The sequence below is a fragment of the Exiguobacterium sp. s56 genome, assembly GCF_018618255.1.
In the GTDB taxonomy this organism is placed as follows: Bacteria; Bacillota; Bacilli; order Exiguobacteriales; family Exiguobacteriaceae; genus Exiguobacterium; species Exiguobacterium chiriqhucha.
In genome coordinates this window covers 203,899-218,793 of the sequence record NZ_JACSLR010000004.1, presented here as the reverse complement: position 1 = coordinate 218,793, position 14,895 = coordinate 203,899, and the positions used below count along the sequence as shown (strand labels likewise).

General features: G+C 32.8%; 14 protein-coding genes. All 14 read right to left on the bottom strand.

Features of this window, described 5'->3' with window-relative positions; genetic code table 11:
• Nucleotides 1–445: 445 nt before the first annotated feature.
• The gene (tagD, locus tag KNP71_RS06500; RefSeq protein ID WP_214830362.1) at nucleotides 446–844 is read right to left on the bottom strand and encodes a glycerol-3-phosphate cytidylyltransferase; all 399 of its coding nucleotides are present in this window, start codon (nucleotides 842–844) and stop codon (nucleotides 446–448) included.
• A gap of 30 nt (nucleotides 845–874) precedes the next feature.
• The gene (locus KNP71_RS06495; protein ID WP_251132773.1) at nucleotides 875–2,095 is read right to left on the bottom strand and encodes a CDP-glycerol glycerophosphotransferase family protein; all 1,221 of its coding nucleotides are present in this window, start codon (nucleotides 2,093–2,095) and stop codon (nucleotides 875–877) included.
• 5 nt (nucleotides 2,096–2,100) lie between these two features.
• The gene (locus tag KNP71_RS06490) at nucleotides 2,101–3,627 is read right to left on the bottom strand and encodes a lipopolysaccharide biosynthesis protein (RefSeq protein WP_214830358.1); all 1,527 of its coding nucleotides are present in this window, start codon (nucleotides 3,625–3,627) and stop codon (nucleotides 2,101–2,103) included.
• A gap of 153 nt (nucleotides 3,628–3,780) precedes the next feature.
• Entirely contained in the window at nucleotides 3,781–4,977 is a 1,197-nt protein-coding gene (locus KNP71_RS06485) for an EpsG family protein (RefSeq protein ID WP_214830356.1), read from the bottom strand.
• 51 nt (nucleotides 4,978–5,028) lie between these two features.
• A complete protein-coding gene (locus tag KNP71_RS06480; RefSeq protein ID WP_214830354.1) occupies nucleotides 5,029–6,015 on the bottom strand; it encodes a glycosyltransferase in 987 nt (328 codons plus the stop codon).
• A 27-nt stretch (nucleotides 6,016–6,042) separates the two neighbouring features.
• Complete coding sequence (locus KNP71_RS06475) at nucleotides 6,043–6,948, bottom strand: glycosyltransferase family A protein (RefSeq protein WP_214830353.1); 906 nt, start codon at nucleotides 6,946–6,948, stop codon at nucleotides 6,043–6,045.
• 5 nt (nucleotides 6,949–6,953) lie between these two features.
• On the bottom strand, nucleotides 6,954–7,952 hold the full coding sequence (locus KNP71_RS06470; RefSeq protein WP_214830352.1) for a glycosyltransferase family 4 protein: 999 nt from the start codon (nucleotides 7,950–7,952) through the stop codon (nucleotides 6,954–6,956).
• Between the two features lie 37 nt (nucleotides 7,953–7,989).
• Entirely contained in the window at nucleotides 7,990–8,772 is a 783-nt protein-coding gene (locus KNP71_RS06465; protein WP_214830351.1) for a glycosyltransferase family A protein, read from the bottom strand.
• Between the two features lie 35 nt (nucleotides 8,773–8,807).
• Nucleotides 8,808–9,596, bottom strand: coding sequence for a glycosyltransferase family 2 protein (locus tag KNP71_RS06460; protein WP_214830350.1), 789 nt, complete (start codon nucleotides 9,594–9,596; stop codon nucleotides 8,808–8,810).
• On the bottom strand, nucleotides 9,589–10,446 hold the full coding sequence (locus KNP71_RS06455; protein ID WP_214830349.1) for an NAD-dependent epimerase/dehydratase family protein: 858 nt from the start codon (nucleotides 10,444–10,446) through the stop codon (nucleotides 9,589–9,591). Before KNP71_RS06455 ends, KNP71_RS06460 begins: the two co-directional genes overlap by 8 nt.
• A complete protein-coding gene (locus KNP71_RS06450) occupies nucleotides 10,443–11,075 on the bottom strand; it encodes a sugar transferase (RefSeq protein WP_214830347.1) in 633 nt (210 codons plus the stop codon). Before KNP71_RS06450 ends, KNP71_RS06455 begins: the two co-directional genes overlap by 4 nt.
• A gap of 17 nt (nucleotides 11,076–11,092) precedes the next feature.
• Complete coding sequence (locus tag KNP71_RS06445) at nucleotides 11,093–12,976, bottom strand: polysaccharide biosynthesis protein (RefSeq protein WP_251132764.1); 1,884 nt, start codon at nucleotides 12,974–12,976, stop codon at nucleotides 11,093–11,095.
• A gap of 15 nt (nucleotides 12,977–12,991) precedes the next feature.
• Nucleotides 12,992–13,891 carry a UTP--glucose-1-phosphate uridylyltransferase GalU gene (galU, locus tag KNP71_RS06440; RefSeq protein ID WP_214830345.1) on the bottom strand — a complete coding sequence of 300 codons (900 nt, stop codon included), beginning with the start codon at nucleotides 13,889–13,891 and terminating at the stop codon, nucleotides 12,992–12,994.
• 222 nt (nucleotides 13,892–14,113) lie between these two features.
• Entirely contained in the window at nucleotides 14,114–14,881 is a 768-nt protein-coding gene (locus tag KNP71_RS06435) for a tyrosine-protein phosphatase (RefSeq protein WP_214830343.1), read from the bottom strand.
• Between the last annotated feature and the right edge of the window lie 14 nt (nucleotides 14,882–14,895).

Here is a 14,895-nt window from a genome sequence, read left to right as displayed (position 1 = left end):
TTAACATTCGGGGAGATTCATATCGGATGAGGGAAAAGAAACGGGCCGGCATCCAGCCGACCCGTGTCGATAGTTTCCAAGAGTAACGTTTAAAAAAGGGATTTTTAATCCGTTATTAAGAGGGAATTTTAAACCGCTGTTGACAATCATACGTAGTGCACTCAGTTTTTGTTCAATCGAATGCTGACTTTTCGCCATAAAAAAACACTCCACAATCAGATAAACAGATTTGTTATTTCATCTGTCTACCTATTGGGGAGCATATCATTCAAAGGGCTGGATCGCGTGCGCTCATACTTTCATATAATGTTATCGGTTATGGATACGGTACGAAATTCTTGTACACTGTGGACGAGATATATACGACTTTTTCCCATGACAGATGAACTGATAAACTTCATTATATCGACTTACCGTAATCACTTCTAGTTTTGTAAGAAACTCATTAAACGGAATTAGTTCCACTAAGATTTAATTTGATCTTTGTGGTAGATATCTCTGCTGTTCTTGGGAGATATATCACGTCACAAAACTCCTCTAAATAATCGAATTCCCCTTCCCAATCATCACCCATCACGAAAGCATCAATCATATAAGTGTTAACGTCACTCTTCTTTTGTTCCCAGTTTTTTTCTGGAATTACCAAATCAACATATCGGATTGCTTCTAATAATTTCTTGCGTTCTTCATATTTAAAATAACTTTTCTTTCCTTTAAGCTCATTAAATTCATCTGTTGATAAAACCACAATCAAATAATCACCCAATCCTTTTGCTCGTTTTAATAAATTTATGTGCCCATAATGCAATAAATCGAATGTTCCATAAGTAATTACTCTTTTCATGTTTAATCTTCCCCCTTTTTTTGACTAAGATTAATAATTCGTGACTTTTTCTATTCTCTGGACAACCATTTTAGACGCTGTTCCTTTTTCTACACTTCCAATTTCCATTAAAAATTTTTCTATATTTTCAAGGTATTTCTGATTATCGAACTTTTCAATAGCGTTAATAAGTTCTTCATTATTTTTACTCAAAGTAAAGGGTAATTCGTTAAAAGAAAAATAAAAATCACGATCCTTCTTATATTCTTCAACGTCAACAGCATATAAGAAACATGGCTTGCGTTTCAGTACGAAATCAAACATCAATGAGGAATAATCTGTAACTATGACATCAGCAATACTTAATAATTCTTGTAAATCTCCATAATTACTACCGTTAACAATATTATCTTTAAGCAACAATTGTTCAGCTTTGTGTTGGATATTAGGATGCAAACGAACGATAACTTTCCATTCACCACCAAATTTTTCATTCAGTTTATCCACAAATTTTTCATAATCTAATTTATAGGCATCTAAGCTATAATCTGTACGAAAGGTTGGGGCATATAAAGCAATTTTGATGTCATTTGAAAAGTTAAAAGAGTTGCGAATTTTATCTTGTGTTTTTTTATTTTCAAAAAAAAGAATATCATTTCTAGGGCTACCGCACTCTAAAATTTCACCTTCATACCAAAAACTACTTTTCACCAATTCAGAATACCACTTACAATTTGATAGAAAAAGATCGGCCTTTTTCGAATCTAATTTCGCTTGGTTTACATAATTAACAGATAGAGAAGTTTCAGCATCCTTCTCTATCTTTTTAAGAGCTGGCGATCCATGCCAAGCTTGAATATAATACTGACGCTTTCTCTTTCTAACATAATAAGGTTGACGTGCATTATCAATCCAGACACTAGCTGTAGCCATTTCATAAATAGATTTAATTGAACCATATTTTACAGGTCTGATTTGAAGAGGAAGACTATTATCATCTACTAAATTCTTATCCAATAACCATACCATGTCATAATCAAGACCCTTATTAATTATTTCTTCAGCGATATATTTCGAATTATCCCCATAATCTTTACCGAAATAACTACATAACACAATTTTATTCCTTTTTATTGGAAATATCCTGAAAAGATTATAGAAAAAGAAGAAGAAACATTTCTCATTTGTAGTTTTTGCTTTTTTGTACATCTTTGAACTGTACTCGTATATAAAATTATTCTTTTTTAATAGGTGCTTTATTTTATTTTTCATCACACTTATTCTCCCTTGTTATTTGTTCTTTTAATTATTTTCAATAAATTCCCTCGCTCTTCTTTAGTTAAAATTAAGAAGCAATTAATTATTAGTCCCAATAAAGAACTGATACTACCAAACAAAAATAATTCTGTCCAAGTGTTAATATTAATAAATATTCTCAAGAACAAGGCGAGCATCGTAATAATCGATATTGATACTATCGATTTTATTATCTCCGAGAAAAAAGTGTTCCACTTTGCACCTAGATATTTTGCTCCATATGGAGCAGTAAAAATTAGATTCCTCATAATACTAATAGTGGTACTTACTCCAGCTATTGCATATAAACCTAATGAAGTTGTCTTCAACAACACAAGCACAATGATTGTATTTAGTGCTCCGGTACCGATTAGCCATAGTGCATTGTGTTTTAATTTATTGGTAACTGTAAAAACATTATATATCGGGTTTATACTTCCACTGATAATTATAGTCGCGACAGAAATTATTGATAATAATTGTAACTCCCAACTATTTTCTGAGGGTGTCCAAAGTGAATAAAAAATATCTCCGAAAGCTATTAACATAGAAATAGGAATCCCAACAATGATTCCCATTATTTTCATTGATTGTTTTATATCTTTAATTAATTCTTTAATATTATTCCTTGCATATTGAATCGTAAAATTTGGCATAAACACTCCAGCAAGGACACCAACTAAATAGGTAATAAACATTGGTACGGTTTTCGCTAAAGCAAGAGTTCCCATTGCAGTTGCACCTAAAAATAAATTCGCTACTAACAAATCAATGCCATCAAGTAGTAATTGACCCAATCTGATAATAGTATTCCATATACCAGATGATAACAATTCTTTGATTGACTTAATATCAAAATAAAATTTCTTGACCTTAAGTTCAGGCAATAATTTTTTTGTATAGTATATGTTGGTCAATAACACATAAAAACTTGCAGATAGAGCCGCTATACCTAAATAAGCAATTGAAGGTTCAAAGAAATAAAATAATCCTATTAAGAGAGAAGCACGTAATAAGTTAGATTCAATCCCTCTCAATGAGGATAAATCTAATCTATTTTTTGCAAAAGTTGCAATCGCGAAAATCGATCCAATAGTGCTTACGATAAAGTTCATAAACAAAAGCGCGAATAATATTTGAACGTCTTTATAAATCCCACTCGATATATTTAATAGTTGATTTAAATTAAAAACACAAATTATAGATAGTACTAACAATATTATCGCAATAAAGGTGTTCGCTAATAAAACAGAATTATAATATTTATTAGCTTCTTTAAGATTATTTTGATAAATATTTATTGTGATAAATCTACCGGCCATAGAGTTTAGAGCTATTGTCAATAAAGATGCATAATTTACAAAGTTAGTTGCTAACCCTACAAAACCAAAAGATTCTGTACCTACAGTTTTAATGATATAGGGTGTGAGAAAGAAATTAATTCCTATGTTAACTGTGAAGGCTAACAAATTAGCTGCCATGTTTATAGAAAGGCGTTTAGTAGTCATACTTATATCTTTTTCCTTTCTGTTAGAAAAGATACAATTTTTTAAATTAAATACCAATTTCAAAATGCTACCTATTTTAAAAAAATTCCACCTAATTTTTTATCAATATACCGCAATGATTCAATAATTAATTTCAAAACCCGATTTTTTTATTTATTGTACAAACATGTTGAAAATAGTTCTAGTTCCCATATTAACTATCATTTGATTAATATAGGCTAAAGAATTAAAGAATATTAATTGCTGTACTAACCCACCGAACATAATAGAAAGCAGACCAATATAAGTTAACAAACGCCAATCTTTGTGTTTAATTAGTTGAACACGGAAAATAACAAGAAAAGCTAACATCATAACAGCCATCGTATATCTAAAGTAAACAGTTAATATAATCGGGTAACTAGCAATAACTAGTATTCCAACATATTTAAAATAAGTCTCAAACTTGAGATTGTTACTTTTACTTGAAATAATAAGAAGAAGCACCAATAAATATAGAGTAGCTAGTACGAAATACATTTTATTCACTTTTGAAAATATATCATTCTGCAATATTTGCGCATAATAAGATGAAGAATCAAACAAATAAACATTTGTTTTCGAAATTACCGCACCTAAATAGTCCCCAATGAAAGGCAAAGAACTACTCATTGTTGGATTACTGAAAAGAAATAAAGTCATCACAATACCTAAGATAAGAAAAGCTACATTTAATGATTTTCTGTTTGAAGCACTTCCTGAAATCAACCTCAACAAAATAAGTGATAACGAAGATATATGAATAAAACATGGAACTACATATAGTAATAAAGTGAAAATATTCTTCTTACCTTGTACAAATTCTCTATAGATACCAAATGTGATAAGAGAAAAGGCTAGTATATTCCTTACATTGCTAACTAATGAGATAAAAGGCATGACACAAAGTAAAAATAACAAGGCCAATAACACTTCAGATGATTTTGCTTTCTTGTAGTTTGCGTAATCAGTGATCATATATAACATTATAAAATAGGAAATGAAAATCACTATTGCTGGCAATAAATGAGGGTTCCCGGTTTTTCCCACAACATAAAATAGTAAGTGTTGTATAAACATTAAATCTCCAAATAACACATGGTTAAAGAAAAAATCCCAACTCATATTTTCATAACTTGTTACGATATCAAAATATCGTGTAAGATCCATTTCTCCCTTAGGTATGACCCAATAGGCTAAACTTGCTAGAATACTCGCAAATAAAAATGAATAATGAACATAATTTTTTCTATCTTTAATAAATCCTACAATTATAAAAATTGATGATATTAAAGGATTTATTAAAAATGTGATATAGGAAGCTATTAGCAATTTTATCTCACCTTTTCCGTTGTATTCCAGACCCTTTTAGTATTTTTGTATTTAATAATTTTTCAATTTTAAAAATGATTTAAGAACACTTTTAGGGCTATATTTAATAATATGTATAATTATATATTTAGCATTATTTTTCCTAACAGCATTTTTAAATAAATGAAAATTATCTTTGTATTTTTTTTGCAAATAATCAAATAGTTCTTCCTTGTTAATTAAATTTGATTTTAACAGACTATTCATATACCTTCGCAAAATATTTTCTAACCAAATGCTAGCTTTTTTTTTCATTTCTTGTAGTTCTTTTTCTTCATAGAATGATATTTGTTCTGAGTATGCCTCTATGGCATCTAATCGCTTATGACTAAAATCTGATTGGGTGATACTTCCTGACCTTTGTAAATAACAATATAATTCTTCTGTCGTCACTACCGTTTTTTTGGAGGCGTAAAGCAACTTGTAAGTGGTGAATTCATCTTCGTGGAGTTTCCCTATAGGAAATCTAATATTATTGAATAATTCCTTTTTATATAATTTATTACATGAAATTACTGTTTGCACGTAGTTTTCATTGAAAAGGTTATACAAAGCTTCTCTACTATTAAGAACAAAGACTGGAGCATCATGGGAACGTTGCAATGCATTAATATCTTTTGTATCACTCTCATATACTCTTTTAAAATTACATTGCACAATATCTGAGTTATATTTTCTCATAAGTCGAAAAAGCATTTCATAAAAAACAGCTTCTAAATAATCGTCAGAGTCAATAAAGCTAACGTATTTTCCATTTGAAATATTTAGTCCTGCATTTCTTGCTGCAGATAATCCACCATTCTTTTGGTGAATTACTTTAATTCTCGAATCTTCTTCAGCTACCATATCGCAAATTAAAGCGCTACTGTCAGATGACCCATCGTTCACCAATATAATTTCTAAATTGGTATAAGTTTGATTAACAATACTTTCAACGCACTTGCGTAAATATTTTTCCACATTATATACGGGGACAATTACACTAATTAAATCATTCATTAATTTTTACCTCTGTTTATTATCTATTTAAATTCGAACCTTAAATATATGTGATTTCCTTTTGTAGTTTTGCCGTATTAATAATAATATAGCTAATGGATATGCCAGAGTAATATGTGCTCCATGCTTTCTTTCCTCAGGTGAAGGTTTATATCCAATTCTCCAGATTCCAACAAGATACCATGCACTAAATAAGATTTTATTCCATAAGTTTACCGAAAGATCAATTCTCTGGGACAAATAAAAAATATAACCCTTTGGATTTTTTTTGTGAACTAAGTCAATATTCGCAGAAAGTCCATCTTCAAGATATTCACAAATATAAATTATTTTATTAAGTAATAACATTTCATAATCTTTACTTAATTGATCGTAAACAACACCCTCAGTCATAAATTTTTCACCATCTATAACTGGAAATAAATATTTTTTCAAGCAGAGAGTTTTAAAAATCAGCGTAGCATCTCCTTTAAATTTTTGCTTACTATACAGTTCGGAAATTGAACAACTTTTTAGACTAGTCGGCATAGATGTTCCTATTCTCATATTATTAACATTTCCTTTTAATGCTATAATTCCAGCAAGACTTGCTTGTTGATTAACCCGCGGCCAAATAGTGTATATAGTCGAAACAAAGTCTTTTGTGACTTGATCGTCCGAATCCACACATACGAATATTTCTGTCTCGCAATTTATAACACCATAATTATGAGCTACATGCTTTCCACTATTATCTTGACGGTGAAATTTAATGTTTATTTTATTCTTTTTAATCCAACTCTTTATTAGCTCTTGTGTATTATCAGAAGAACCATCATCTACGATAAACCATTCAAAATCTAAGTTGGTTTGATTCAAAAGACTTTCGTACAGTTTATGCAACGTATGTTTTCGATTAAAAGTCGGCGTAAATATTGTTAGTCGATGTTTCACAAAATTCACCCTTTACTATTACTCATTATTTTTTTAAACCGTTGACTCAATTTTTCTGGATCGATACACTGCCAGTCAACATTATTTAAAAGTCTTTCATTGTTACTGTCTATTAAAATAGATTTAATTTTCTCCGCGATTTCTCTATGATTGTATGAATTGAAAATTATATCGCTATTCTCATATGCATCAAAAACTTCTAACATACCTATATTTTGAGAAACCAATAAATTGCATCCATTCAATAGAGCTTCTAAGGGTGCAAGACCAAAAGTTTCAAAATCACTATTTTGAATATACAAATTTGCTTTTTGATAGTAAAAATTCATTTTTTCCGAGGGCACTGTAGGAATAAATTCAACAAAATCATAAGATTTAATTTCATTACTATCGTCACCATCATTTCCAAGTACAAGTAATCTCAGGTTCAAAAAATCTTCTTTGTTTAAGCTATCAATTGCTTTACACAGTGATTTAATATTTTTTATAGGTGCACCCCCTCCTGTTGACATCAACATTTTGTCATTTCGACCAGTAACATTTTGAATCTGTTTTAAAGAGATCTTTTCAACGTCTATTGCATTATTAACATACTCGATTTTGTTAGAGTATTTTGGATATTCGTTTTTCGTCCAATTTTTGAATAACTTTGAAACACAAATAATCACATCTATTTTTTCAAGTATTTCTACTTCGATTTTCTCAATTTTTTTGTTGTTGCTTCTATTAATTTCACTTTCAAATTTACAACTTCCATGCATTAAGTAGCCGGTTTTTTTTCCGAATAACTTCGAAAGAGCAATTCCTATTAAATTAAGTCTCGAGATACCTGAAAAGATGACCGCGTCACTAATAAATATTTTTAGAATTAATTCAAAAAATCTCATGAAAATATTCTTTTTAACTGAGAACAAATCATTATCTTGATTGTATTTTTGTATTACTTTATTTACATTTGCGGGTCCAGTATTACTATAAAAATCACCTACATAAAATATTCTCAATTACATTACGTCCTTTAATAAGTCTTTTAAATTTTAGTTAATGATTAATATATTGTTTTCTACCATCAATCATATATTTAATGGCCTTTATACAAGTCAATTGATTTTTATATAAATTGTACTTTCGTATTGCAAACTGAAGAATAAACAAGTAAGAAAGAGTTTTCGACATGCCAGTAAATGCTGCCCCTTTACTTATAAAATATTTTTCAGTGTAGCCTTCGAACCAAGATGAATTTATTACATGTACATCAGCAATTTTAATAGGAACATAATAGATTTTCATTTTTTTCTTTAAGCAATTAAACAAAAAAATATTCTCTTCACCCATATAAAACTTCGATCCAGATCCAAATAGCTCATTAAAGTTAATTTTTGCTTTTCTAACACTAGATAAACGGAAAGCAACTTCTACAGATGCCACTTTCATGGAGGTTAAATAATTTAATTTGCGCATACTTGGATGATAATTTTTAAATTTACTTTCAATTCCTTCCACTTGAAAGGTAATAATATCTGCCTCTGGATATTTTTCAAATTGCGCTAAGATAGTCTTTTTGTAATTATTCACATATTCTACATCGTCATCTGATATCAAACAGATTTCTTCTGAAGCGTTGTTTATTGCTAAATTTCTACTTCGACTTAAGCCTCTTTCTGACGAATTAATCCATCGAACATTATTAGACTGTATTTTAAATTCTTTTTCCTCATCAGACACTCCCTGGTTTACCACTACAGCATCAGACTGCAAATTCATGTTACTTAACAATTCATAATCGGTCTGATTCATCGTGGATAGTAAAATTTGTAAATTCATATAATTCTCCCCTTCATTTAATATATTAAAAGAATTTAACCTGAAATTGTTTGCCCAATTTTCTTATATTTCTTTATTGAACCTAAAACATGGTTCATCATAAAATAAAATGAACTAATAGGATTTAAACCGATAAATCTAAAAACTTGATAGGTCATTGTAAAGGTTTTTAGTTTATTCCCTGATTTAGAATTACGCGAGATTCTATATATCAATAGCGGTTCATTAATTCCATAGGCAATGTGCCCCGTCATTAAAATACGTAACCAGAAAGCATAATCCTCATGCATGTCATCCCTTTCCATTTTAATGTCTTTTAAAAGACATTTTTTAATTAGTACAGACGAACATGAGATAACATTTTGCTTCCTCAACTGTTTATAAGTTACTTTTTCAGGAACTTCGAATATACCTTTGTACTTGATGCCAGATTCATTTATATACGAAGAACCTGTAAATATAAACATTGCTTTATTTTTTTTGGCACTTTCTATCTGTTTCTCTAGTTTTTCTTTTTCCCACAAATCATCACTATCTAGAAATGCAATCCACTCTCCATTTGCTAATGAAATTCCTCTGTTTCTTGTAGCAGATACACCTTGATTCTCTTTATTCGTATAGAATTTAATTCTATTATCTTTATTAGTAAATTCATGAACTAAAGAAGCAGTATTATCTTTAGATCCATCATCTATAATTATTAATTCCCATGAATGTATTGTTTGTGATATTACAGATTTTATAGCCTCAACTATATATTCTTCTGAATTATATGAAGGCATAACAATACTTAATAATGGCTTTTCATTCAAAAAACTATTCATTAACATTCACCTTTTCAGTTAGATTAATTGTTTCTTCAAAATCATATATAGAATAACTACTCGTGTATTCAGACATCTCCCTTTCATATACAAGATTCCCGAAGATTTTAGTTAAAGCAGAACTTTTAAATAGATTTAGAAGAGGATTGAACATCTTTGTTAAGAATATTGTTCTACCATTCGCCTGTGCAATTAGTGAGACCATTTTTGTCGTGCAAACGTATTCACTGTTTTGTGGGAAAAACATTCCCGAACTACCATTTTCAATAATTAATTTAATAAATTCAGAAAAATGATCTACATATAGCATACTTCTTTTGTTTTCAATATAAGGGAATATTATTGTTTTTAATGAAAAGAGAGCTAATTTAGAGTAATTGCCTTTACAACGTGGACCATAAATCATTGGCGGCCGTATGATTGAAATTTTAAAACTTGCGCTAGACAGTGATTTTATTAATTCCTCTGCTTGCAATTTGGATTTTCCATAATTACTAATTGGATTAGGGATAGTATTATCTTTGATAACTCCCGATTTCATTCCGTATACACTCATAGAACTTAAAAAAATAAAATGTCCAACTCCATCCTTTTTAGATTTTTTCGCCACTTCATAAGCTAAATCTCGGTTTATTTTGTAATACAACGGTTTGTTCTTTTTAGTTTCTTTAATGTGGGCTATACCTACTACATGAAAAACAACGTCATATTCTGAAAAGTTCATTTTTTTCCATGAATCGTTTCTTAAACTGACAGTACTTATCAAAAAACTATTAGTTGTTCTTGTAATATATTCTTTAAATTTAATTCCCAAATAGCTTTTTTCACCTACTACAAGAACTTTTTTCATCTATCTTTTGACTCCTTACTAGAGGCAACTTCTTTTTTCATATTTATCATGCCCTCTACAACGCCTTCAGCTTTCACCACACTCACAATTGTCCCAAAAAAACATTTAACATCCATCAAAAAACCAATTTTTTCAACATACTCTCCATCTAGTTTAGCTTTAAGTTCAATAGGTAGTTCATCCCTTCCGTTAATTTGTGCCCAACCCGTAAGTCCAGGTAACACATCGTTTGCCCCATACTTTTCTCGTTCTTCAATCAGATCATATTGGTTCCAAAGTGCAGGCCGCGGCCCAATCGTAGCCATTTCACCTTTAAAGATATTAATGATTTGTGGTAATTCGTCGAGACTCGTTTTCCGTAGGAACTTACCGACTTTTGTAATGTACTGTTCCGGATCACCTAATAGGTGTGTTGGCGTGTCCTTTGGGGCATCGATTCGCATAGTTCGAAACTTCAAAATGTTGAAGTGTGACCGATAAAGACCAACTCGTTTTTGTTTGAAAAAGACCGGACCTTTCGACTCGAGTTTAATTGCAATCATAATTCCAATAAATAAAGGAGCAAGTACAATCAATCCAATCAGCGATAACATCATATCAATTTTTCGTTTTTGTTCAATATACTTCATCATTCACACTCCATAATTTAAACTGTTTCTTTTAGTTGATCGTGCTTAACCGAATCGAGACAATCATTTGCCCAGTTGACGAGATATAGACCGAGCGCTTCACTCGTCTTTAATTCATTCATTCTTGAAAGTTTCCCTTCCAAGTCCGATTCTTCGGTAACGATACCCGTAAAGATTTTCGGATAGACTGCCTCAGGATGGACTTCTCCTTCTTTCAACAACTCTTCGAACATCTTTTCTCCAGGTCGAATCCCACTAAATTCGATTGCAATTTGGTTTTCAGTAAATCCGCTCAATTTAATCATATTTCGGGCAAGATCAACAATCTTCACTGGGTCACCCATATCAAGGACAAAGACTTCCCCACCATCAGCAAGTGTTCCTGCTTGAATGACTAAACGACTCGCTTCAGGAATTGTCATAAAGTAACGTGTCATGTCAGGATGTGTCACGGTCACCGGTCCACCTTTTTCAATTTGCGTTTTAAATAGTGGAATAACAGAACCCCGACTACCTAAAACATTTCCAAATCTAACGATTGCATACTTTGTTTGACTGCTCTTTGCCAAGTTTTGAACGACCATTTCAGCGATACGTTTTGTCGATCCCATAACGTTCGTCGGATTAACGGCCTTATCCGTTGAAATCATGACAAATCGATTAGCACCGAATTCATTTGCCATTTCCGCGACATTTCTTGTACCGTATATGTTATTTTTTACTGCTTCATGAGGATTCGCTTCCATTAATGGAACATGTTTATGCGCCGCTGCATGGAAGACTAGATGCGGTGAATGCTCCATAAACACTTCACGTAATCGTTCTACGTCTTGCACGTCAGCAATAACTGGAATCAAGTCAACTTCTAGATTCAATTCACGGAGTTCACGTTCAATTAAATAAATACTGTTTTCCCCGTGACCTAATAGGAGAAGGCGTTCGGGACTAAATTTCAAAATTTGTCGGCAAATTTCTGATCCAATCGAGCCACCTGCGCCCGTAACGAGTACTGTCTTGCCTTCCACTTCTGATTGAATTCCTGAAATATCAAGTTCAACCGGTTCACGACCTAGCAAATCATCAATTGATACTTGACGCATTTGGTTGACAGCCACTTTTCCGGCTGCTACTTCCTCAATCATTGGTAGTGTATGAACATTTGTACAGAGTGATTTTGCTCGTTTAATAACTGCAAGTCGGTCCTGATAATTCATTGATGGAATAGCGAATACGATTTTATCAATCGCGTGATTCTCGACAACACTTTCTAATTGTTCGAGCGTCCCCAGTACTCTGACACCATTTACAGTAAGGTTTTGAAGATGACTATTATCATCAATAAATCCGACTGGATTCATGCGATGATTATCGGATTGATTGATTTGACGGACTAACATCCGACCAGCTTGACCGGCACCGACAATTAACGTTCGCTTTTCAGATTTACGCCGTTTCATTTTTCTCCCACCTAGAATTAAGCGGCGATCTTGTTTCCAGGTGACGTAAATCCGTGAACCTAGACGAATGCCTCCTAATAGTAAGAGAGATAAGCAAAAACTAAGAAACAACATTCTTTCCATCGCTTCTCCGTAAACAGCGAATTGGAGGGCATATAAAGTCAACGTGCTCATGATAAGAGTTACAGCAAGACGAATCGCTTCTGACATACTCGCAAATCGCCATGCGACTCGATAAAGGCGACTGATACCAGCCGTCACAATAAATAGAGCACTATATAGTAAAGCAGACTCTACAAAATGATTGCGATCCACATTTTCAATAAATTCAATTGGATATAAAAAGAAATATGTTACAAACATAGAAGATAAGATCGCAATAATATCAAGAACTACTAATACACTTGTTCGAAATGATTTTCGACCTAGTTCAGGAATCGTCAATTAATTTCCCTCCCTTTAGTTGACTGCATTCATAGAAGTATTTTCTTCTACCAGCTGTGTAATCATTTTTAACACGTCGTCGTGCAAGTCTTCTCGAGCAAGTGCGAATTCTAACGTAGTTTGGATAAACCCTAATTTCTCGCCAACATCATAACGTTTACCAGAAAATTCATATGCAAAAACACGTTGCACTTCATTCAAGCGTGTGATTGCATCTGTCAATTGGATTTCGCCACCTGCTCCTGGCACTTGTGTCTCTAAAAAACTAAAAATCTGAGGCGTGAATAAATATCGGCCTAAAATAGCTAAATTTGATGGTTCTGTACCTGGCGCAGGTTTTTCAATAAAGGATTCAACTTTATGTAAACCCCCTTCAAGTGATTCTTCTGGATCAACAATCCCGTACCGGTGAGTTACGTCACGTGAAACCGGTTGAACACCAATAATCGAACTCTCAGTTTTCTCGTACTGTTTAATCAATTGTTTTGTGCACGGTGTTTCTGCCTGAACAATGTCGTCTCCAAGCATTACAACAAACGGCTCATTCCCAACGAATGCTTTTGCCTGCAAAACTGCGTGGCCGAGTCCCATTGGCTTTGACTGACGAATAAAATGGATGTTAATGTTAGTCGTTTCTTCAATTAACTTTAAAAATTCAGACTTTCCTTTTTCAATTAAAATTTGTTCGAGCTCAGGAACTGAATCAAAGTGATCTTCAATCGCTCTTTTACCTTTCCCAGTAACTATTAAAATATCTTCAATACCAGACTCGACGGCCTCTTCAATGATGTATTGAATTGTTGGTTTATCAACGATTGGCAACATTTCTTTTGGCATTGCTTTCGTTGCAGGTAAAAAACGTGTTCCTAAACCTGCGGCTGGAATCACTGCTTTTTTTACCACTTTATTTGTCATGATGCTCCTCCTCCTCTATGGATAAATATATATTATATGGTTGATTCATAGAAAAAAGGATGTAAGTTACATCCTTTCAAAAATTATAAGTTAAGGGTATCACTTTCGACCTAATATAAAAACAAACCAGGAGGAAAATAAACCTAAAATCGTTCGACAGTTGTCGACAACAATTCACATATTTAGACGAATTGTCAATAAGTAGTATTTAAAATAAGAGAATCATTTTTTCCATTTTCCTCGCCAATTTTTTGTCGGTAATGTCGGCGGATCGATAAATACAAATTCATCCTTCATAACTGCTTCCGCATTTACTAAGTAAGTTTCCCACTTGTCTTGACTAAGCTCCTCACGAACAGCCTTTTCGACTTCCGTCCAATAAAATCTTCGACGTCCTGTACTATGAGCATCTGATGCAATCAAATGACTCAAGCCATTACGAAGAAAAGCAAATGCTAGCTCCTTCACGTTCTGACCGAACTCTCCGGTCAAACTACTCGTCGTAATCTGCGAAAGCGCACCAGACGAGACAAAATCCATCAATCGTTTGGGATTAGTAGCGAATTCTTTATTACGCTCAGGATGCGCGATGACGGGTGTGTATCCTTCCGTTTGAAGCCCGAAGAATAGTTGTTCAGCATAGGCAGGTACTGAGTCACTCGGGAACTCCACAAGGACGTAACGTGATCCAGCAAGAGATAATGCTTTTCCTTGCTCTAATGATTCAACAAGTTCACCAAAGATTCGAATTTCTTGTCCAGCGTACAAATCGAGGCTGATTCCTTCTTTTCGCAAAACATTTTGTAACCTTGTGACTGCGTTCGCTACATCGAGCTGGCTTGTGTCAAACTGCGGGTGAAACGCGTGGGGGGTGACCACGATTGCAGTCACCCCTTCACTTACGGCGCGTTTCGCCATCTCGACCGCTTGTTCGACTGTTTCCGGACCGTCATCAACGGCCGGCAATAAGTGACAATGGATATCAATCATGGCACGCTCTCCTT

Coding starts and splice junctions, on each gene's coding strand:
- tagD (WP_214830362.1), bottom strand. CDS start 844: ATGAAAAGAGTAATTACTTATGGAACATTCGATTTATTGCATTATGGG.
- KNP71_RS06495 (WP_251132773.1), bottom strand. CDS start 2,095: ATGAAAAATAAAATAAAGCACCTATTAAAAAAGAATAATTTTATATAC.
- KNP71_RS06490 (WP_214830358.1), bottom strand. CDS start 3,627: ATGACTACTAAACGCCTTTCTATAAACATGGCAGCTAATTTGTTAGCC.
- KNP71_RS06480 (WP_214830354.1), bottom strand. CDS start 6,015: ATGAATGATTTAATTAGTGTAATTGTCCCCGTATATAATGTGGAAAAA.
- KNP71_RS06465 (WP_214830351.1), bottom strand. CDS start 8,772: ATGAATTTACAAATTTTACTATCCACGATGAATCAGACCGATTATGAA.
- KNP71_RS06460 (WP_214830350.1), bottom strand. CDS start 9,596: ATGAATAGTTTTTTGAATGAAAAGCCATTATTAAGTATTGTTATGCCT.
- KNP71_RS06455 (WP_214830349.1), bottom strand. CDS start 10,446: ATGAAAAAAGTTCTTGTAGTAGGTGAAAAAAGCTATTTGGGAATTAAA.
- KNP71_RS06450 (WP_214830347.1), bottom strand. CDS start 11,075: ATGAAGTATATTGAACAAAAACGAAAAATTGATATGATGTTATCGCTG.
- galU (WP_214830345.1), bottom strand. CDS start 13,891: ATGACAAATAAAGTGGTAAAAAAAGCAGTGATTCCAGCCGCAGGTTTA.
- KNP71_RS06435 (WP_214830343.1), bottom strand. CDS start 14,881: ATGATTGATATCCATTGTCACTTATTGCCGGCCGTTGATGACGGTCCG.